Consider the following 20484-nt stretch of genomic DNA (forward strand, 5'->3'; position numbering starts at 1 on the left):
CGCCTTCACCGGTTCGACCCCGGCCGGCCGCCGTATCGCCGAAGTCTGCGGCCGGTTGCTGCGGCCGGTCACCCTGGTACTGGGCGGCAAGGCAGCTGCGATCATCCTGGACGACGCCGACCTGACGTCGACCGTATCGGGCCTGGCAGGCGTCTCCTTCGCCAACAACGGCCAGACCTGTCACCTCAGCACCCGCGTGCTCGCCCCCGCCGCGCGATACGCCGAGGTGCTGGAGGCCGTATCGGAACTGGCCCGCGCCCTGCCTGTCGGTGACCCGCTCGAACCGGCCACCGCGATCGGCCCCATGGTGAGTCGGCGTCACCGGGAGCGGGTGGAGGGCTACATCGCCTCCGGCCTGGCACAGGGCGCCAGGCTCACCGCGGGCGGGGGCCGACCCGCTCACCTGGACCGTGGCTGGTACGTGGAGCCCACCGTCTTCGGCGACGTACGCAACGATATGGCCGTCGCCCAGGAGGAGATCTTCGGCCCGGTGCACACGGTCACCCCGTACGCCACCGACAACGAGGCTGTCGCGCTGGCCAATGCTTCCGAGTTCGGCCTCGGCGGGTCGGTATGGACATCCGACCCCGAGCGCGGTCTGGCGTTGGCCCGCCGCGTGCGTACCGGAACCATCGGGGTCAACGGCTACGCCCTGGACTTCGCTTCACCCTTCGGCGGCTACAAGGCCAGCGGTCTGGGCCGCGAACTCGGCCCCGAGGGACTGGACTCCTATCTCCAGCTCAAATCCGTCTATCTGCGGGGCTGACCGCCCCTGCCAGGTACGATGCCCCTGTCAGGTGGAACCCGTGGCCCAGCGCCCTCCGCCGGTCCCACCCGCCCTTCGTCCCAACTCCGAGGAGCCCCCGTGAACACGCCACCGGACCAGAACTCCGGTTCGGCTCAGCAGTGGCGCGAGTACGAAGCACTCGACCTGCACCCCATCCTCATGCATGCCATGAGGGCGTTCAACGAGCACGGCTACCACGGAACCTCGGTACGGGACCTCGCACGCCGTGTCGGCGTCACCGTCCCGGCGCTCTACTACCACTACGAAAACAAGCAGGCGTTGCTCAGCACCCTGCTCGAATCATCGGTGCGCGACGTTCTGGACCGCTGCCGTACCGCGGCGGCCGAGGCCGGCGAAGACCCCGTCGCCCGCTTCTCATCCATGATCGAATGCATCGTGCTCTACATGGCCCACCGCCGCGGACTCGCCTTCCTGGACACCGAGATCCGCAGCCTGGAGCCGGAGAATCGGGCTCGTTACATCGCCCTGCGCGACTATCTCGAGCACATGCTGCTCGACACCGTCCGGGCGGGCATCGCCGAAGGCCTCTTCACCACTCCCATCCCGGCCGACGCCAGCCGAGCCGTGCTGACCATGTGCCAGGGCGTCGCCACCTGGTACCACCCGGGCGGGCCCCTCCCCCCCGAGGCGATAGCCGACCGCTACGTGCTGCTCTGCCTTGGCACGGTCGGCTTCACCGGCGCACCCGAGCTGCGTGCGCACTCCGCCCCCCATCGCAAGGACGTGCGGACCGGTACCGGCACTCGCAGCCGCTCCGCCTGACCATAGGTCCACCGAGATCAGCCCATCCGTCCGGTCCGCCCGCGTCCCAGCGGGCGGACCGGATTTCACCGTTGCTCTCGACTGGCTCCATGAGGTGCCCGGACCATGCGCCGCGCGCCGGACTTCCTGTCGGCCACGAGCACATTCGGTTCGCGGTGGTCCTGTGGCATCCACAGCCCCCGCCGCTCTCCGCGTCAGTGCTGTGCACCGCCGAGACCGGACCGCGGAGGTCAGGTGTCATGGTCGGGATCGGCAAGGCGGTTCCCGTACGTTTCGAGATCCACCCGCCGAGCAGCCGACGGGCATCGCGCCCCTCGGCTCTCACCGAGCCCCGCGCGGCAGGCGCCCGTCGCGTCATGCGTCATGCGTCATGCGTCATGCGTCAACCAGGTAGAACGGTGGTCCGGCATCCTGGCGGACCGGGCGATCCCCGCATCCTGGCGGACCGGGCGATCCCCGCGGCGTGGACAGACAACATGGCCGCACACACATACGGCAACGCCTCGACAGCCCAGTCGACGGCGCGACAGCCGCCACCTCCGCCGAGCGCCCAGCAACGCCGGAGCGGTGCCGGGGGTCCCCCACCACGGGAACCCCCGGCACCGCTCCCCAGCCCGAGTGGGCCAGGCGGGTCAGACGCCGCTGCCCGACAACGCGGCGAGTTCCCGCGCGACGGTCCGCTCATGTGCTTCGAAGTCCTCGCGTGCCTTACGAGGGCGCCATCGCCCGGCCATCACGAAGACAAAGGGCAGGAAGATCACCTGGCCGCCGACACACACCCACCACCAGCTCGTCCACTGGCCTGCGACGTCCTCGGACGCCTTCTGAACGGCGGGGCCGTGCTCCTTCAGGATCAGCAGTTCGGGCTGAGCCTTCTGTACGACGGTGAGGTCCTTCACGCCCACCTCAGTGACGGCACGCAGGGACAGGGCCGGCGGTACCGCGCCCGGCCCGTACTTGGCCAGTTCGGCGAAGACTTGCGGATGAGCCTTGATGATGGCCTGCGCGGGGGCGGTCTGCCGGGCGGCGGCCTGGACCTCGGCACCGTGTTCCACAAGCGGTGTCACGGCGGTGGCCAGGACCGGCAGCAGGGCGGCGGCCCCGGCCGCGACGAGTCGGAGCGCACCGCCGAAGACGGCGAGACCGGCTGCGGTCGCCGCCGGGTTTCGCCGCTCCACGGTTTCGGTGAACCCGGCCAGCCACGGGGTGAACGTCAGGCTGTTGAGAGCGCCCATGGCGACCAGCAGCCATACGAAGGTGTCATAGCTGGTCTCGGCGCCGCGGGTGACCAGTGTGAAGACGATCGTCACCGCGATGGAGCCGATGGCGCCGGCGAGCATGAAGGGCTTGCGCACCCGCAGACGGTCGGAGAGCAGGCCGCCGACCAGCGCGCCGCAGAGATTGCTGATCCAGAACCAGTTCAGCAGTGAGTTGGCGCGCTGCTCGCTGTAGCCCAAGGTGGTCGAGAGGTAGAGCACGAAGTTGCCGACGACGGAGAGGTACAGCAGCGAGAAGAAGGCCACCGAGAAGGCGGTGCCCACGATGTCCAGGCGCAGCAGCTGCCGCCACTGGCCCCGGCCCTTCGGCTGCGGGTCGATGCCCAGTGCGCGGGCCTCCACCAGTTCGCGGTCGTGCAGGCTCACCATGACCTGGTCGCGCAGTCCGGGCGAGAGTTCACGCAGGCCGATGAGGGCGACGAGGAACACGACGAGCCCGGCGACGCCCGCGTAGCGCAGCTCGTCCTGCCAGGTGGTCGAGCCCTGCAGGGTGTGGCTGACCACCTGGGTGGCGACCAGAGTGCCGACGATGGGTCCGGCACCCCAGAAGGCCATCGCCGTGCCCCGGCCGAGCTGTGGTGAGAAGTCCCGGATCAGAGCGGGAGTGGCGACCAGAGTCATGCCCTCCACCGCGCTCAGCACCGCGAAGACGACGAGATACGACGTCTTGTCGGGTGCGTTCGGCAGGGCGAAGAACACGAGCAGACTCGCTGCCAGGACACCGCCGACGACCAGGTTCGCCCGGCCCCAGCGGTCCGCGACACCGGCGGCGAGAGAACCCAGCGCACCGACGACAGCACCCGCGACGCTGACCCAGAGGAAGTAGTGGAACGACATGCCGTAGTGGCTGATGATCGAGGCGGAGACCGCGTACTGCACGTTGAGCTGGTAATAGAACAAGACGGTCACCGCGACGACGATGGCCAGATACACGAAGCGTCGGCCGGTCGCGGGGTACTCGTCGAGTCGGCGTCGCCACAGCCAGGAACCGGATTCGGGCGTGCCACGGCCGTCACCGGTCGTGGTGTCGGCATCGGTCGGTGGTGAGGTGATGGGCTGGGACATGCGGCCTCCCGGCATGCTCAGAGGGACCTTGCGGCTCATGCGGTGGGTTGAGATGGAGGCAGGCGCGGCTTTGTGAGCTTCGTGGCCTACGAGCCATGAAACCGGCGGCTCGCACTGCCCGGGTAAGGCCGAGCGCGAGGTGCCGTGCGTGACAGGCCGCCCCGGACGCCTCTTGCGCACGGAGCAGGTGGTTGCTCGGCCAGACCTTATGAGCGAACGCTAAGTAAAAGCCATACTCGTACACGGGGAACTTTCCACCGGCTCACCACATGAGATGCCTGACGAGATCGAGTGATCATCCCTTTAGTCACGCTATGAGACCTCTAGGTCGAGCCAAAGACACAAGCCTTCAAGGAAGTAAACGATCGGTCGCTAACCACCCTGATGTTCGCGCACCCCAAGGAAGGGCAGCCCTCGCCGGTGCCTGCCAGACGAGCCCGACCTTGCCCGAAGCGGCTGAAGGTGACGCCAAGATCGACGCCCACGGTCCCTCGCGGCGTGGTCAGCGGCACGCTCGCCTTCGGCGACCCGCCCTTGCCGTCCGGTGGACGGGGCTGTGGTCCGCACCATCGCGGCGGTGCGAGAGTGGAACGTTACGCTGAGCAGTGGAGTCCGGCGGTTCGCACATTTCGGTAAGTTTCGCGTGAAGGACGGTCCTGCGGCCACAGGGGTCGGCGATCGCAGCGTGCGGGGCGTCGCCGACTGGCGGGTTCCTCCGGGCACGTGGGAAGGGAAGGGAACGTGACCAGCGTCATCTCGGAAGCGGGGCACCTGCCCGCGGCCTTCACCAGCTTCGTGGGTCGGCGGCGTGAGGTCGCCGAGATCCGCCGCTTCCTCGGCTCGGCGCGGCTGCTGACGCTCACCGGAGTGGGCGGCGTGGGCAAGACGCGGCTGGCGCTGGAAACGGCCACGGCGTCCAGGAAGGCCTTCGCGGACGGGACGTGGCTGGTCGACCTGGCTCCGGTGCGGGAGCCCAAGTTGGTGGCGAGCGCGGCCGCGACCGCGCTGGGAGTGCCGGACCTGGGAGCCCGGCCAGTCCTGGAACAACTCGCCGGATATCTGGCCGGGCGCCGGGCGCTGATCGTGCTGGACAACTGCGAGCACCTCATCGACGCCTGCGCCGAACTCGCCCAGACGTTGCTGTCCGCCGCCCCCGAGCTGCGCATCCTGGCAACGAGCCGCCAGACACTGGGTATCACGGGCGAGCACCTCATCGACGTCCCCCCGCTGGCGTCGGACGAGGCGGTCGAACTGCTGCGGGACCGGACCGTCGCCGTCCGGCCGGAGTTCCGGGTCACCGATGCGAACCGGGCCGCTGTCTCGCGTTTGTGCGACGACCTGGACGGGGTGCCGCTGGCGATCGAGCTGGCCGCGTCCCGGCTGCGTACCCTCACCGTGGAGCAGGTGGTGGAGCGGCTGGAGGACCGGTTCACGCTTCTCACCGGTGGCAGCCGGACCGCCCGGCCGCGCCAGCGCACGCTGCGCGCGGCGATCGACTGGAGTTACGAGCTGTGCGGCCCCGCCGAGCGGCTGCTGTGGCGTCGGCTGTCGGTCTTCGCCCAAGGCTTCGGCCTGGACGCGGCCGAAGACGTCTGCTCGGGCGACGGCATCGACCGCGAGGACGTGCTGGATCTCCTGGACCGGCTGGTGTCCCAGTCCGTCGTCCTGCCCACCGAGCGCGAGGGGCTGCCCGGCTACCGGCTGCTGGAGACCATTCGCCGCTTCGGCCGGTCCCGCCTTGCCGAATCGGGCGAGGAACAACGGCTGCTGCATCGGCACCGCGACTTCCATCTCGCCCTCGCCGAGCGCCTCTCCGACGGCTGGTACGGCCCCGGCCAGCGGGAAGCCCTGACCCGGCTGCGGGCCGAGCACGGCAATCTGCAGGCGGCACTCGACTGCGGCGATGATCCGCAGGTCACGCTGGCCCTGGCCGCGGCGCTGCGCTTCCACTGGGGCGTCGGCGGATTCCTCGGCGAGGGACGCCGCAGACTCGGCCGGGCGCTGACGGCCGCGCCCGAGCCCACCCCGGCACGGGCCCGGGCGCTGTTGGCCGCGTCCTGGGTCGCGCTGTTGCAGGGCGATCCGCCGGTGGCCGACCAGTGGCTGAACGAGGCCGCCGAGTTGAGCGAGCGGCTGGACGCCCCGGTGCTGCGCGCCTACGTGCAGGGCTTCCGTGGCACGTCGGCAAGGCTCAGGGGGAACCTGAAGGAGGCCGCGTCGCTGCAGGAGGGCTCGGCGGACGCGCACGCGGCCCTGGGCGAGAGACGCGGATTCGGCTTCGCTCTGTACCAGTTGGCCATCACCCAGAGCCTCCTCAGGGACCCGCGCGCGGCGGAGACCGGCAGACGGGTGCTCGCGATCGCCGAGACGCACGGCGAGCGGTGGGGCCGTGCCCGTGCGCTCTGGGCCCTGGGCTATGACGCCTGGCTGCGTGGCGACCGTACGGAGGCCATCGCCTGGATCCGGGCCGGACTCGAGACCGAGCGGGGTTTCAACGACTGCATCGGGACCGCGCAGCTGCTGGACCTGCTCGCCTGGACCACCGCCGACGACGGCGACCACGAGCGGGCGGCGAGGCTTCTGGGCACCGTCCGTGCCCTGTGCCGGGCCATGGGCACCCATGACTCCGAGCAGCACGCGCGGTGTCAGGAAGCGGTCGTCGGGTCCCTTGGCCCGGCGGCGTACGAGCGGGCGCTCGCGGAGGGTGGCCGGCATGACCGCCCGGACCTGGCCATCGCCTACGCCCTGGGCAGCGGCCGGGAACCGGCGACCGCCCCGGCCATCGTCCCCCCGAGCCCGCTGACCCGCCGCGAGCGGGAGGTGGCCGCGCTGGTGGCCCAGGGCATGAGCAACCGGCGGATCGCCGCCGAGCTGGTGCTGTCGCCGCGCACGGTCGACGGCCATGTCGAACGCATCCGGACCAAGCTCGGCTTCGGCTCCCGCGCCGAGATCGCGGCCTGGTGGGTGGTGAATCAGGTACCCACCCCGTAAAACTACCCACGCCCCGGGGCGGGCCACGCCACGATCCTTCTCGCATGACGCACCACGGCGGACCAAGCCTGCCACCACGGCATCGGCCGACCCGTGCGCAGGCCGCCCGGACCCCAGGAGTGGTGACCCGGTCGCGGCAGCCGGGGTGCCGGGCGGTCCCCCGCGGCACGGCCTCCGGACGGTGAACGCCTCGGATGTCCGTCGGTGTACCGCGAGGTGCCGCCAGTCGCTCGCACGCCGGGTGCGTGAATCGGTGGATCCGCAGCCGAGGACACCGGTCTGAGAGCGCGTTCATTCCTGTTGGACAGAGCGGTGAAAGGGCCTCTCCTCTCCTCAACCCTCCTCCACGCTCCGAACAGACCCGTCCCCGCCGAACGCACGTGGCCAGGCGCGTCAAGCAGTCGTCGCGTCGGACGCCTGTGTACCCCTTCCATCCGAAAGGAAGAGCATGCGAAGAACGAAAGCGACCGGGGCAGGGCAGGTGACCGCCCACGTCGTGGCCTCGCCGAGTCGTGGCCCGGCCGCTCCGGTGGCCTCCCTTCTGGTCCGCGCGGGCGCCTCGCTGCGACGGCGGATGTTCGCCGGTGCCTTCGCCGTCCTGTCTCTCGGGCTGGCCGCCAGCGGCGTGCTGACCACCGCCGCTCCGGCGCAGGCCGAGATCACCAACGGCCTGGTGCTGCGGTACAAGATGGACGAGACGTCCGGCACGGTCGCGGCCGACTCCTCGGGCAACGGCCGCAACGGAACGGTCAACGGCACCGCCTCATGGAGCGGTGCCGAGGGGCTGGCCTTCAACGGCTCCAACACCTACATCAAGGTGCCGAACAACATCATGTCCGGGCTCAGCTCGATCACCGTCGCGTTCGACGTGTGGATCGACCCGGCCATAGGCAAGCCGTACTTCCTCTACGGGTTCGGCAACACCAGCGGCACCAGCGGCAACGGCTACCTGTTCGCCACCGGGAACCAGTTCCGTACCGCAATCACGACGACCAACTACGCCGCCGAGCAGAACACCCGCCCCTCCACCTCGTACCAGCTGGCGCGCGGCATGTGGAAGCACGTGACGTACACCCAGACCGGCAACACCGGCATCCTGTACGAGAACGGCGTGGAGAAGGCCCGCAACACCAATGTGACGATCGCCCCGGGCGCGATCGGCGGCGGGACGACCACCGCGGACTACATCGGCCGGTCGCTGTACTCCAGTGACCTGTACTTCAACGGCCGGATGCGGGACTTCCGCGTCTACGACCGGGCCCTGTCCACCTCCGAGGTACAGGCCGTGGCCACCGGAACCGAAGAGCAGTGGGAGGAGTTGCAGGCCCTGGCCGCCTACAACGGCGCGCTCGGGGCGTTCGACGACCCCGACGTCGGACCCGTCGTCATCTTCCCGTCGGACTACACCGGCGACATCAACGACCTGCAGGCCCCACCCGACTGGACCAACGAATTCGGGCAGGCCCCTGCCGAATGGCCCGACCCCGTCTCGGGATGGAGTCAGCTGTTCACACTCTCCCAGATCACCGATCTCCAGGACGCGGTCACCGCACAGGTACAACCGAACGGCGACACCACCTACCAGCTGAGCGTCTACTACGACGTGTCACGCGACCAGGTGGTGGTGGCCACCGACGCTCCGGCCTCGGTCACCGATCCGTTGGTGGCCGCCCATCCCGGCAAGCTCGTGATCGAGGCGTACACGCTCGACAATCCGCCACCCGCCAAGTGCACTCCGGACCAGACGACAGTGGGCAAGGTGCTGTCCGACGGCGCCGCGCCGGCGGCGGGTTTCAACGATGCCACGACGAAACTGCAGTGGCAGCAGGTCCAGGCCCTCGCCGACTACAACTGCGCGCTCGCCGCGTTCGACGACCCCAACATCGGACCGGTGCTCATCTTCCCGTCGGACTACACCGGCGACATCGACGACCTGCAGAAGCCGCCAGGGTGGACCTCCGAGTACGGAGAGGTCCCGGCCGCCTGGCCCACCCCCACCACCGTGAAAAGCCCCCAGTTCACCCTCGCCCAGATCACCGACATCCAGGACGCGGTCATCCGGCAGGTATCGGCGGACGGCGACACCACCGCCTACAGCGTTGCCGTCCGCTACGACGGGATGAGCGACCGGGTGGTGGTGGACACCGATGCCCCGTCCTCGGTCACCGCTCCGCTGCTCACCGCCTATCCGAACCGGGTCGTGATCAACACGGTCACAGCGCCCACGCCGGCCTCCACCGCCGACAGCTCGTCCGTCGTCGGATAGCCGATCCCCCGTGCACCCTTCGCGCCGTCATCGGCGCACCAGAAAGGACAATCGATGAGGATTCCCCTCCCCAGGGCGTCCCGCGGGAAACAGCACCGCCGCGGCAGCGGTCGAACGCGGATGAGATTTCTTGTGCCCGTGCTTGCGGTGGCCATGCTGGCCGGCGCGATCGTCTTCCTCGCGACACCGCAGCGCGCCTCCGCGGCGGTGACGGACTACCGCCCCGCGACGTACAACATGCAGGGCGGTGGCAACAAGTGGACGACCGACATCCCGCAGCTCACCAACCGCGGCTACAACGTGATCTCGCTGCAGGAGGCCGGCCCCCGTCCGCCGGCAAGCGCGACACTGTTGTGGACGAGCGGCTACCTGTCAGGCAACCAGCAGTGGGCGGGTTGGCGCGTACAGCAGTACCGTTGGCGGCCGCTGGGCCAGTCCCAGGACTGGTACATCTACTTTGTGCGGACCGACTTCGGCGGCAACCGGGTGAACCTGGCCATTCTGACCCGCCAGGCGGCGCATGAGGTACACATCGCGCGGCCCGCCTTCTACGGCAGCAACGGGCTTCCGACGTCCCGGCCGGCCCTCGGCATCACCCTGGGCAGTACGATCTTCTTCAGCGTGCACGCGTTGGCGTCCGGGGGTACAGACGGCCGGCAGTTGCTGCAGAACATGGCCGGGCTGGCGGGATCCCGCATATGGGCCGCGATGGGCGACTGGAACCGCGCGCCCAGCACCCTCCAGGTCCAGCCCGGTTGGCACAGATACACGGTCAACGGCCCCACCCACCAGAGTGGTGGGGAACTGGACTACATGGTGTCCAACCAGCGGATCGCGGGCTACGGTGCCGCCGCCAGGGGCTACGGCTCCGACCACTTCGCCGTCATGTTCTCCGTCCTTCGCGCCAATGCGGGTGTCGCCCTGTTCAACGCCCACGACGGCAACCGCGCCCTTGAGGTGGAGTCGCAGAACGCCACCACCACTGGTTCCAGCATCGTGTCCATGAACAAACAGCCAGGGCCGTGGGGCCACTTCAAGTTCGTCCCCGAGGGCGACGGCAACTACAGCATCAGGGTGACCAAGAGACCGGCTGGTACCCCTGAAATGTGTCTGGACGCCGGTGACGCACGTCTTCGCCGATATCCCTGTGACGGCAGCATCGCCCAACTCTTCGACATGCAGTACTGGGGCGATACGGGCCAGCTCAAGATCGTGTCCGTCGACCAAGAATCCTGCCTCGGGGACGACACCGACAACGGATACGGAACCGAACTCGTGACCACCGTGACCTGCACGAAGGGCGAGGCCAGGTTCAACTTCCGGTTCGACCAGGATCCCGACCCCAACGCGGCCGCCGTGGTCTTCTAGAACCTTCCAGAACCCGACAAGCGTAGAAATCGACGTACGCCGGCCGACCGCGCGGCGACGACGGAAGGGGCTGCCCGCAGGCAAGCCCCTTCCGGACGATCGTCGACCTCTGCCGGGCGAGGCCAAGACCAACGCGAAGGACGCCGCGGTGATCGCGGACGCCGCCCGCACCAAAGCGCGCAAGCGCGCCGTTCGTAGCAGCGGGCGAGCCGGTAGAAGACGTCTTGTCCGAGTCGTTGCCGGTGTCCAGATACACGGTGATGTCGTCGGGCAACGGCCCGAGGTCGTCCAGGCGGTCCAGGGGCGGGGCGAGCAGCGGGGAATCGTGGCGGTTGGCACCGGAGGCCCTGTCTGCCACGGTCGACTGGTGAGTGTCCGGCAGCCTCGCCGCCTCCGGGACCCTTGGTGATGGAGCCGTCGATGGCGATCCGGCCAAGAACGAGGCCGACGATCCGATCGTAGGACTCCCACGCGACCTGCCTGAGCCGGGCGAAGCCGCCGAGGGCGATCCCCTGGTCGCGACGGTTGCGGATCGTAGTGGCCGAGCACGTCGTGTCGGCTATCGCCTCGTAAGAACAGCCGAAGCGCAGCAGTTGCAGGAGCTTGTCAAAGATGATCCGGTCACTGATGCTCAGGCGGTGGCAGCCGAGTGAATGGTCTGGGTGGTACAGCGGCCGTTCGGGCAGCAGGGCCGCGAATGGGGCCCGAAGTGGTTCGGCCGGCCGTGACGGCAGCGCGGGCACAGGTCTCCCCATTGATCACAGAGCGTCGCAACTCCATGGTCACCCGAACCTGTACCTGTTCTGCTGCCGAGGTCCCCCACCGCGCCTGCTGCGCGACCTCGTGGTCGACGCCGCAGGCGAGGCCGAGGGTGTTGGCGCCGTGCCGGTCGCGGATAGGCCGCGAGCGCTGCCCAGAGCCAGGATCGCGGACGTGGCCACCGGCACCGGTGCCGGTGGCCACGTCCGCAGCGGTGGCCCCGCCGGCGACTGCTCCGTACATCGAGGCTTCACAGCCTGCGGCGCGCCGAAGCTATGGGAAGGGGGGCCACCCCTTCGACGACCGTGTTGCTGATGGTGCCCAGGCCCTGGGCCGTGATGGTGACGGTGTCGCCGTACGTCAGCGGTGGCGGTTCGAGCGCGCCGCCCCGGCCCCAGAGTTCGGCCAGACAGCCTCCGTTGCCACAGGTGCCGGAGCCGAGGACGTCGCCGGGGCGGACCCATGTGCCCCGGGAGGCGTAGGCGACCATCTCCTCGAATGTCCAGGCCATGTTGGCGAGGGTGTCCTGTCCGATGGTCACGCCGTTGACGTCGACGGTGAGTTCGAGATCCAAGAAGCCTTCGGCGTTTCGGTACGGATCGAGTTCGTCGGCGGTGACCAGCCAGGGGCCGAGGGTGGTGGCACTGTCCTTGCCCTTGGCCGGACCGAGTTTGACCTTCATCTCCTGGCCCTGGAGATCGCGCGCGGACCAGTCGTTGAGGATCGTGTAGCCGATGATGTGGTCCTGCGCCTCCTTGGGGCTGAGGTCCCGCCCGGCACGTCCGACGACGGCGGCCACTTCCAGTTCGAAGTCGAAGCGCCGACAGCCGGGCGGCACCGGGACATCGTCGTGGGCACCGATCATCGCGTAGGGGTTCGTGAAGTAGAAGGCGGGCTTGGCGTACCACTCTTCGGGCACGGTGTCGCCGTATCCCACGGCGATACCCGCGACATGTCCTTCGAAGGTCATGAAGTCCCGTACGGTCGGCGGCTGCAGCGGCGGCAGCAGTCGGACTTCGGCGAGTGCGAGGCGCGGAGCCCCGGTCAGGGCCCGGGCGCCGACGGCCCGCAGTTCGCTCTCGCCGGCCTCGATGAGCCCCAGCAGGCCGACACCGACGTCGAAGGGGTGGACTCCGTCGTCGGTCACGACTCCGGACCGCTGTTCTCCGTCATGGAGGAAGGTCGCGTACTTCACGGTCGGATCCCTTCAGGGGCGGCGGTCTCCGGCCCGCTCTTCCCTGCGACACCGCTACCACGGGTTCTGAACCCCAGGAAGACGGCGGCGATCACGGCGGCGACAAGACAGGCGACTGCGGTGAGGACGAGCCCGGCGTTGTAGCCGTCGGCGAGTGCCCGTTCGGTGAACGGGGCGATCTTCGCGCTGAGCGGGCCGAGTTCGGCGGTGTGCAGGGCGATGGGTCCACCCGCGTCGAGGACAGCGGAGGCTGTGCCGTGTTCGGCAGGTGTGAGTTCCGCGCCGGCGAGGCTCCCCGTCAACTGGCTGGTCGCCATGCCGAGGGCCACCGCGCCGACGACGGCCGGGCCGAGAGTCTGACCAAGGTCACGGACCAGGCTGGTGGTGGCGCTCGCCATACCGGTCAGACTCGGGGGAACGACGTTGACCGCAGCGGCTGTGATGGCGGCGACGACCAGTCCGAAGCCGACGCCGTTGAGGACGAGCGGGCCGAGCAGGGGCACGAGGCCGGTCTCGTGGATCGGCACCGCGCGCAGCCACAGCTGCGCGGCGGCCAGCGCAGTGAAGCCGGTGACGAGCATCGGGCCGGGGCCGACCTTGTGCAGCAGCCGGACCAGCAGCGGCCAGATGAAGGGGGTGATGCCCTGGATCACCAGGAAGGGAACTGCGGCCCGCAGTGGGCTCTGGTGCTGGATCACGCCGAGGCGGATGCTCAGGTCGTACGCCCCGCCCAGGAAGCCGAACATCCCGATGACCGCCATCGCGGCCGAGGCGGCGAAGGCCGGGATACGGAACAGCTCCAGACGCAGCATCGGCGAAGCGCCGCGGTTCTCCACCTGAACGAACGCGCCGAGCAGAACGGCGGCGGCGACGAAGGAGAGGACGACGGCCGGCGACCCCCAGCCGTCAGCGGGGCCCTGGATGATGCCGTACAGCAGGGCCAGCAGAGCCAGACCGATCGTGATCTGCCCCGGCCAGTCCAGCGAGCGGCCTTCAGGAGCGCTGGACTCGGCAGTCAGCCGCCACGCCGCCGCCGCGGCCACGAGCGCGAGCAGCCCGGTGGCGGCGAACGCCCATTGGAAGGAGGCGTGTTCGACGACGGAGCCGGAGAGCAGCGGGGCGATAAACGCGCCGAGAGACAGAGCGGTGGTCCACGAGGCGAGGCCGCGGGCCCGGGCAGCGGGCGTCGGCGTACTCGCGGTGATCACGGCCAGCGAGGCGGGAAAGAGCGCGGCGGCGCCGATGCCCGAGAGCGCCTGACCGGTGATCAGCTGGGCCGCGGAGTCGGAGGTCGCAGAGACCGCGTAGCCGACGGCGGCCAGCAGCGCTCCTCCCACCAGCAGCTTCTTGCGTCCGTACAGGTCACCGAGGACGCCGAAGGTCAGCGCGAGCACGGCGGCCGGGACCAGGAACGCGTCGCTGATCCACGTCAGCTCCGCGCCGGATGTCTGCAGGGAGCGCTGGATGACTCCGTTGATCGCGGCGGGCAGTACCAGGCCGATCTGGGCGAGGCACACCGCGAGGCAGCCGGCGATGATCGTTCCGGTGTGCCGGGCCGACGGGCCGTCGGTCGGCGTGATGGGTGGGTCGTAGGCAGGGCTGGAGACCATGTCTCCTCCTCAGAATGGTCCGGGGAATGACCGGTGGGGATCCGGGTGGGACCGGCGGCTCGGAAAGGCCGGTGAATCAGAAACCGGAGTGAGAGCAGGCGAGTTCGGCCATACGGCCGAACAGGCCGGGCCCGTCGAGCGGGGACAGGGAGGGGTCGAGTTCCCGGTAGACGGTGTGCACGTTGACGGCCAGCCGTTCACTCTCGTCCAGCTCGGCGAAGCGCCCGAGGCGGATGTCACGTGCGGCGTCCATGGCGGGCATTCCGGCGGTGAACCGGGCGGTGGCCTGCTCGTGGACGTGTTCGAGGTAGTCGCGGATGTCCCGGACCGCCTTCTTGGTGGTGACCGGTCCGTGTCCGGGCACGATGGTGTCGGCGTCGAGACCGAGGAGCAGGTCGCAGGCGGCGAGCCAGTTGGCGAACGGCCCGTGCCACACGACGGGAGTGGAGCCGGCGAACACGATGTCGCCGGTGTAGACGACCCGGACCTGCGGCACGTGGACGATGGTGTCTCCGGCGCTGTGGGCGGGACCCACGTCGATCAGACGGACCTCCGTGCCGCCGACGTCCAGCACCAGTTCTCCGTCGAAGACCCGGTTCGGCAGGACGGGCTCGATGCCCGCGTAGTCGAAGGCTCCGAAGATCCGGCGGGCGAACCGCCCGGTGAGACCTTGAGCGGCGGCGAGTTGCCGCATCTCGGCCGGGCCGACCTGCCGCATGTCGGCCAGTGACCCGCTGGCCGTGACGATCTCGGCGTGGGCCACCAGCTGGTTGCCGAACCAGTGGTCACCGTTGCCGTGGGTATTGACCACGGTCGAGATGGGGGCGGTGGCGGTCACCGGTGCCAGCGCGTCGAGCATCACACGGGTCAACCGCAGGTCGTAGAGGGTGTCGACGAGAAGGGACTCGCCCCGGCCTGCGACCAGGCCGGCATTGCTCATGCCCCAGCCGCCCCGGTTCGGGAGCCACGCATGACAGCCCCCGCCTACCTCGACACGGCCCGCCATGGGGAGTACGGAAGCCACGCTGCCTCCTGTCCACGTCCCGCGACATCGCGAGATCAGAATCGATTGATGGACTCGCATCCATCAATGGTCCGGAATCTAGATTCCTTCTGTGGATGAGGTCAAGAGGTGTGCAGCGCTGTGTTCTACTGGAGGCCATGAAGATCCCGGACGCCGGAGCCGTCCCCTCAAGCGACGCACCCGCTCCCGGGCGTCGGGAGCGCAAGCGTCGCCAGGTGCATGACAAGCTGTACGAAGCGGCGGTGGGGCTGTTCGTGGCCCAGGGATTCGAGGCGACGACCATGGAGGAGATCGCCGACACCGCCGATGTCGCCCGGGCCACCGTCTTCAACCACTTCTCTCAAAAGGTGGGATTCCTTGAGGAGTGGGGAGCCCGCCGCCGTTCCCGGGTCGCGGCCATCCTCGGTCAGGAGCACGCCGAGGACCTGCCGGTCGGTGAGCGCCTCAGGCGCTACCTGCGAGAGATGGGCGAACTCAACGTCGCCTCCCGCGCGGAGACCACGGTCCTCATGGGCGCCTCGGCACGATTCGGCCGGCTGCTGCAGGATCCGTCACTGGAAATCGAACTCACCAAGATCGCCGAAGAAGGGCAGCGGCGCGGCGAGATCCGGCCCGAGGTCGCCGCCGACCAGGCGGGCACCCTGCTCGCGGCCTGCTACTTCTCCACCGTTCTGCGCTGGATCCGCGAGGAGCCACCGCCCTTCGACCTCACCGGCCGCCTCGACGCCGCGCTCGACATCATCCTGCTGGGCATCCTCACCTCAACCTCACCCTGAACGACATCTCGCGCCAGACCCGGCCCCGGGCGCCGGGGGCGACGACCCACCCGCTTGTCGAGCGATGTCCGGACGTCATCTCCGGGCCAGGATGCCTCGCCACGACGCGGCTCCCAAGCCGCCCCTGGTCAACGAGCCCACCGCTGGCTTCGGATCACCGGGCCGGTCCTCCGGGACCACGAGCGCGACTGATCGCCTACACCGGTAACTAGAGTGCCGCCACCGGCGACCACCTCGGTGCGTATCACTCCACGACCGACGCCGGAGCCACCGTAAGCTTCGCCTTCGACGGCACCACCATCGCCACCGGCGTAAGCCTGAGCAGCGCCACCGCGACCGTCGGAAAGCCACCACGTCATGATCGGCCCGGCCGCCGGCGACCCCAGCAAGAACGTCGCGGGCGAGATCAAGCTCTACCGCGACACCACCCTGCTCGCCGCCGACACCACCGGCACCTCCGGCCTCACCGGGGTCCGCGTCGAATCGAACGTCGGTGGCGTCGGCGACCTGGTCACGGTCGACAACACCTCCGTCACGACCGGCGGCACCACCGCCTACAGCAGCACGTTCGGCTCATGGGCCGCCGCCTCCACGTGGATCGACGAGACCGGCGGTGGCGGACTCCTGGATACGCCCTGTCGTCACCGCGGCCTGCCTGCCGGTGATGGTGACGTGCCGCACCACCCCTCGCGGTTACCCCAGTTCAGTGCTCTCGGCCGTCCAGGCTGCCGCCTGCTCGCTCAGGGACAGCCCGAGTCCGGGACGGTTGGGGATACTCAGGCGGCCGTCGGTGATCTCCAGCCGTTCGTTGAACATCGGCTCCAGCCATTCGAAGTGCTCGACCCAGGCGGTGCGCGGGTAGGCGGCGGAGAGATGGGCGTGGATCTCCATCACGAAGTGCGGGGCGAGGGCGAGGCCCTTGTAGTCGGCGAGGTGCATGATCTGGAGGAACGGGGTGATGCCGCCGACGCGTGGGGCGTCGGGCTGGACGAAGTCCGAGGCCCGGGCCTCGATCAGCTGGGCGTGTTCGCCGAAACTGGTGAGCATCTCGCCGGTGGCGATGGGGGTGTCGAGGGTGGCGGCGAGATCGGCGTGGCCCTGGGCGTCGTAGGCGTCGAGGGGTTCCTCGATCCAGGTGAGGTCGAACTCTTCCAGCCGACGGCCGATGCGGATCGCGGTGAGACGGTCCCACTGCTGGTTGGCGTCGACCATCAGCGGCACTCCGTCGCCGATGTGCTCGCGGACGCGGCGCACCCGCTCCAGGTCGACACTCGGCTCGGGCGAGCCGACCTTGAGTTTGATGCCACCGACGCCGCGTGCGAGGGCGAGGTCCACGTTGTCGAGGACCTGCTCGATCGGCATGGACAGGTAGCCGCCGGAGGTGTTGTAGACGGGGACGGAGTCGCGGTGGGCGCCGAGCAGTTTGGCGAGCGGGAGTCGGGCACGTCGGGCCTTGAGATCCCACAGGGCGATGTCGAGGGCGGCGAGTGCCTGGACGGCGACGCCACTGCGGCCCATGGAGGCGCCCGCCCAGATGAGCTTGGACCACAATCGGGAGATGTCGGAGGGGTCTTCGCCGATCAGTTCGGGTGCGATCTCCTTGGCGTGGGTGTACAGGGCGGGACCGCCGGCCCGCTTGGAGTAGCCGAAACCCAGGCCGTGGTGCCCGGACTCGGTGCTGATCTCGGCGAAGAGGAAGGCGATCTCGGTCAGCGGCTTCTGCCGCCCGGTGAGGACCTTGGCATCCGATATCGGCGTGTGCAGGGGGAGGTTGACGAGGGAGAGACGGACACCGGTGATGCGGTCGGTGGTCGCCTCACCAGGGGCCTGGGCCCAGGGCTTGAACGCGACGGAGTCGGCGGGGGCGACGGATCGCTCGCTGGTGGTGGTCATGCGACGGTCTCCTCGGCGGTGTGGCGCGGGTTGCTGTGCGCGGCGTCCTTGTGGGGGCGTGGGACGGGGCACGTCGTGTGGTAACCACGGCTCTCGTAGTCGAAGCCCTCAAGTTCGATGTGGTCCCGGCCGTCCCCGCGGGAGGCGTAGTAGGCGCGGATCTCGGTGATCAGACCGGTCTCGTCGTCGAAGGCGTACCATTCGTCGCCGCGCAGGAAGCCGTTCAGCGCGGTCTTGTAGTGGGTCCACTCGATGACGGCCTGGTTCGAGGCGGGGTCCGTGATCAGCCGGTCGATGGTCCAGGCCGAGCCGATGGTCAGTACGAGGTGCCGCCAGTTCCCGGCGATGGTGTGGGCACCCTTCCAGGGGCCGTCAAGACCAGGGGGGAAGTAGTGGACGGCGTCGTGGGTGAAACAGCCGGCCATCTTCTCGACGTCCGCCTCATTGCAGCCGTCGAAGTAGGTGCGGATCGTCTGCTCCATACGGGCCCGACGTTCGCTTTCCACAAGCGTGGCAAAGTGCTTCATCAGTGCGCGGTCTCCTTGTGTTCACTCGCCGCAGGCGCCTGCGCGGCCTTCCAGTCGGCGTACTCCTTCTTGGTCTGCTCGTTCGGCGGGTAGAGGCCGCCCAGCAATGGCTCGCCCTGGTGGACGCGGTGGTGCAGCCAGGCCTCCAGCTCCTCCTGCTCCAGCGCCTCGCCGGCGGTCCGCTCGACCAGATGGCGCGGGACGACGATGACGCCGTCCCGGTCGCCGACCAGGATGTCGCCGGGATAGACGGCCACGCCCGCGCAGCCGATGGGCACCTGGAGGTCGGCCACATGGAAGCTGGTCAGCCGGGTGGTGGCGGTGACCGTGCGGGAGTACGTGGGCAGGGGCAGGGTCTTGAGAACGTGCCCGTCACGGAACGCTCCGTCGGTGACGACCCCCGCCGCCCCGCGGTGCAGGGCACGGGTGACCAGCATGTCGCCGGCGGACGCGGCACTGACGTCGGAGCGGCTGTCGATGACCAGGACCTGGCCGTCGGAGAGCGATTCGACACCCAGCCACTGCAGGTTGTCCTCCTGGTGCAGGGAATCGAGTGTGTCGATGTCCTCCCGGGCCGGAATGAAGCGCATGGTGAACGCCTCGCCGACGAACCCGTCGAGGGAGGGATTGAGGGGGCTCACACCGACCAGGAACTGCTGGCGCAGGCCGAGGGCGAAAAGGCGGGTGGCCAGGGTGGCGGTCGAAACGCGGGTGAGCTTGTCCCGGACGTCCCGGTCGAGCGGCGGCAGTTTGCTGTCGTACACGGCGGACATGACGTAACTCCTGTAAGAGGTGAGCCGGTCGGGGGCGAGGGCCGGTCAGAACTTCGGCAGCGTCGGGCGTTCGTAGCCGGGGTGTACGGCGCGCATCGCGGCGATGTCGTCGCGCTCGCGCATCCGGGGCTTCTTCTGCCAGCGTTCGTGCAGCCGGGCGAGCATGTCGCGGTCGAGCTCGACGCCGAGGCCGGGGGTGTCGGTGACCTTGACACACCCCTCGTCGAAGGTGAACGGCTCGGTGATGACGTCCTCACCGGTCATCGCCTGCCAGGGGTAATGGGTGTCGCAGGCGTACTGGAGGCCGGGGACCGTGGCGGCGACCTGTGTCATGGAGGCAAGGCTGATGCCCAGATGGGTGTTGGAGTGCATGGACACGGCACGCCCGTGGGTCCGGCACACGGCGGCGAGGTCGCGAGTGGCCAGCAGCCCGCCCCAGAAGTGATGGTCGCAGAGCACGACCTGCACGGCGTCGAGGCCGAAGGCCGGCCCGATCTCCTCGACCGCCGTGACGATCATGTTCGTGGCCAGGACCGCTCCGGTGCGACGGCGCAGTTCGGCCATGTCCTCCAGCCGTGCGGTGGGGTCCTCCAGGTATTCGACGACGCCGTCGAGTTCCTCGGCGACCTTGACCGCCGTCCGCAGGGACCATGCGCCGTTGGGGTCGAGACGCAACGGGTGGGTGGGGAAAGCGGCGGCAAGCGCCTTGACGGCAGCTGCCTCCTCCAGCGCCGGGAAGGCGCCGCCTTTCAGCTTGAAGGACTGGAAGCCGCCGTACGCATGGAACTTCCGGGCCAGTTCGACGACGCCCGCGGGGTCGGCGGCCTCGCCCCACGGGTCGGGTTCGGCGCCCGGCTGGGCGGCCCACTTGTAGAAGAGGTAACCGGAGTACTCGACCCGGTCACGGACCTTGCCGCCCAGCAACTGGTGGACAGGGACGCCCAGTTCACGGCCGTAGGCATCCAGGGCGGCGCCCTCGAACGCGGAGACGACGGAGAGCCGCATCTTCTCGGTGGTAAGCAGTCCGCGGTAGCCGGAGGCGTCCGGATTGGGGTCGACGACATGGCTGCCCGAGGGGTCCTTGCCGATCTGGAGGATGGCGTTGATCTCGCCGACCGGGTGGCCCTTCAGCTGAGGAGCGAGCTCGGCGGCGAGCCGGAGATAGGCGCCGTCGCCGTAGGTCTCGCCCAGTCCGACCGTGCCGGTCTCCGTCTCGACCTCCACGATCAGACGGGGAGCGTACGGCTGGTGGACTCCGGCGATGTTCAGCAGCGGCGGATCGGAGATCAGGATCGGGGTGAGGCGAATGTCCGCAATGCGGGGGCCTGCGGGGGCCGTGAGAGACACGGGAAACCCTCTCTGTCTCATTCAGTAGTTCACTGTCCCAATG

At 69.2% G+C, this 20484-nt stretch carries 14 protein-coding genes and 1 pseudogene; 6 read left to right on the forward strand and 9 right to left on the reverse strand.

Annotated elements, in window-relative coordinates; all coding sequences use genetic code 11:
- Positions 1 to 766, forward strand: a 766-nt coding sequence (locus KVT44_RS13390) for an aldehyde dehydrogenase family protein (protein ID WP_217567216.1), incomplete at its 5' end; no start/stop codon positions are given.
- A 99-nt stretch (positions 767 to 865) separates the two neighbouring features.
- Positions 866 to 1570 (forward strand): TetR/AcrR family transcriptional regulator, encoded by a 705-nt coding sequence (locus KVT44_RS13395; RefSeq protein ID WP_217567217.1) that lies wholly within the window; start codon positions 866 to 868, stop codon positions 1568 to 1570.
- A 632-nt stretch (positions 1571 to 2202) separates the two neighbouring features.
- Here the strand turns inward: KVT44_RS13395 and KVT44_RS13400 are convergent.
- Positions 2203 to 3912: an MFS transporter gene (locus tag KVT44_RS13400; protein ID WP_217567218.1), complete on the reverse strand. Its 1710-nt coding sequence runs from the start codon at positions 3910 to 3912 to the stop codon at positions 2203 to 2205.
- A gap of 741 nt (positions 3913 to 4653) precedes the next feature.
- Here KVT44_RS13400 and KVT44_RS13405 point away from each other — a divergent pair.
- The 3 genes from KVT44_RS13405 to KVT44_RS13415 all read left to right on the forward strand — a co-directional run bounded on the left by KVT44_RS13405 (position 4654) and on the right by KVT44_RS13415 (position 10537).
- Positions 4654 to 6903, forward strand: coding sequence for a LuxR C-terminal-related transcriptional regulator (locus KVT44_RS13405; RefSeq protein ID WP_217567219.1), 2250 nt, complete (start codon positions 4654 to 4656; stop codon positions 6901 to 6903).
- A gap of 448 nt (positions 6904 to 7351) precedes the next feature.
- Positions 7352 to 9169 (forward strand): LamG domain-containing protein, encoded by a 1818-nt coding sequence (locus tag KVT44_RS60560; RefSeq protein ID WP_308313988.1) that lies wholly within the window; start codon positions 7352 to 7354, stop codon positions 9167 to 9169.
- A gap of 132 nt (positions 9170 to 9301) precedes the next feature.
- Positions 9302 to 10537: an endonuclease/exonuclease/phosphatase family protein gene (locus KVT44_RS13415; RefSeq protein ID WP_217567220.1), complete on the forward strand. Its 1236-nt coding sequence runs from the start codon at positions 9302 to 9304 to the stop codon at positions 10535 to 10537.
- A 220-nt stretch (positions 10538 to 10757) separates the two neighbouring features.
- Here the strand turns inward: KVT44_RS13415 and KVT44_RS13425 are convergent.
- The 4 genes and pseudogenes from KVT44_RS13425 to KVT44_RS13440 form a co-directional block, all read right to left on the reverse strand.
- Positions 10758 to 11280, reverse strand: a pseudogene (locus KVT44_RS13425) (IS5/IS1182 family transposase); the annotation flags it as partial.
- Positions 11281 to 11546: 266 nt separating this feature from the next.
- Positions 11547 to 12491: a fumarylacetoacetate hydrolase family protein gene (locus KVT44_RS13430; RefSeq protein ID WP_217567221.1), complete on the reverse strand. Its 945-nt coding sequence runs from the start codon at positions 12489 to 12491 to the stop codon at positions 11547 to 11549.
- Positions 12488 to 14101 (reverse strand): MFS transporter, encoded by a 1614-nt coding sequence (locus tag KVT44_RS13435; protein ID WP_217567222.1) that lies wholly within the window; start codon positions 14099 to 14101, stop codon positions 12488 to 12490. Before KVT44_RS13435 ends, KVT44_RS13430 begins: the two co-directional genes overlap by 4 nt.
- Positions 14102 to 14177: 76 nt before the next feature.
- On the reverse strand, positions 14178 to 15125 hold the full coding sequence (locus KVT44_RS13440; RefSeq protein WP_217567223.1) for an MBL fold metallo-hydrolase: 948 nt from the start codon (positions 15123 to 15125) through the stop codon (positions 14178 to 14180).
- Positions 15126 to 15262: 137 nt separating this feature from the next.
- Between KVT44_RS13440 and KVT44_RS13445 the strand changes: the two genes are divergently transcribed.
- On the forward strand, positions 15263 to 15901 hold the full coding sequence (locus tag KVT44_RS13445; protein ID WP_217567224.1) for a TetR/AcrR family transcriptional regulator: 639 nt from the start codon (positions 15263 to 15265) through the stop codon (positions 15899 to 15901).
- Positions 15902 to 16594: 693 nt separating this feature from the next.
- Here the strand turns inward: KVT44_RS13445 and KVT44_RS13450 are convergent.
- Genes KVT44_RS13450 through KVT44_RS13465 form a run of 4 tightly spaced genes read right to left on the reverse strand, consistent with a single transcriptional unit; the run spans position 16595 to position 20441 of the window.
- Complete coding sequence (locus tag KVT44_RS13450; RefSeq protein WP_217567225.1) at positions 16595 to 17794, reverse strand: mandelate racemase/muconate lactonizing enzyme family protein; 1200 nt, start codon at positions 17792 to 17794, stop codon at positions 16595 to 16597.
- On the reverse strand, positions 17791 to 18321 hold the full coding sequence (locus tag KVT44_RS13455; protein WP_217567226.1) for a nuclear transport factor 2 family protein: 531 nt from the start codon (positions 18319 to 18321) through the stop codon (positions 17791 to 17793). The genes KVT44_RS13450 and KVT44_RS13455 overlap by 4 nt, the downstream gene beginning before the upstream one ends.
- Positions 18321 to 19094 carry a ribonuclease activity regulator RraA gene (locus tag KVT44_RS13460; RefSeq protein ID WP_217567227.1) on the reverse strand — a complete coding sequence of 258 codons (774 nt, stop codon included), beginning with the start codon at positions 19092 to 19094 and terminating at the stop codon, positions 18321 to 18323. Before KVT44_RS13460 ends, KVT44_RS13455 begins: the two co-directional genes overlap by 1 nt.
- A gap of 45 nt (positions 19095 to 19139) precedes the next feature.
- Positions 19140 to 20441 carry an enolase C-terminal domain-like protein gene (locus KVT44_RS13465; RefSeq protein WP_308313989.1) on the reverse strand — a complete coding sequence of 434 codons (1302 nt, stop codon included), beginning with the start codon at positions 20439 to 20441 and terminating at the stop codon, positions 19140 to 19142.
- Positions 20442 to 20484: the final 43 nt, after the last annotated feature.

The organism is Streptomyces sp. GbtcB7, assembly GCF_019091445.1.
In the GTDB taxonomy this organism is placed as follows: domain Bacteria; phylum Actinomycetota; class Actinomycetes; order Streptomycetales; family Streptomycetaceae; genus Streptomyces; species Streptomyces mirabilis.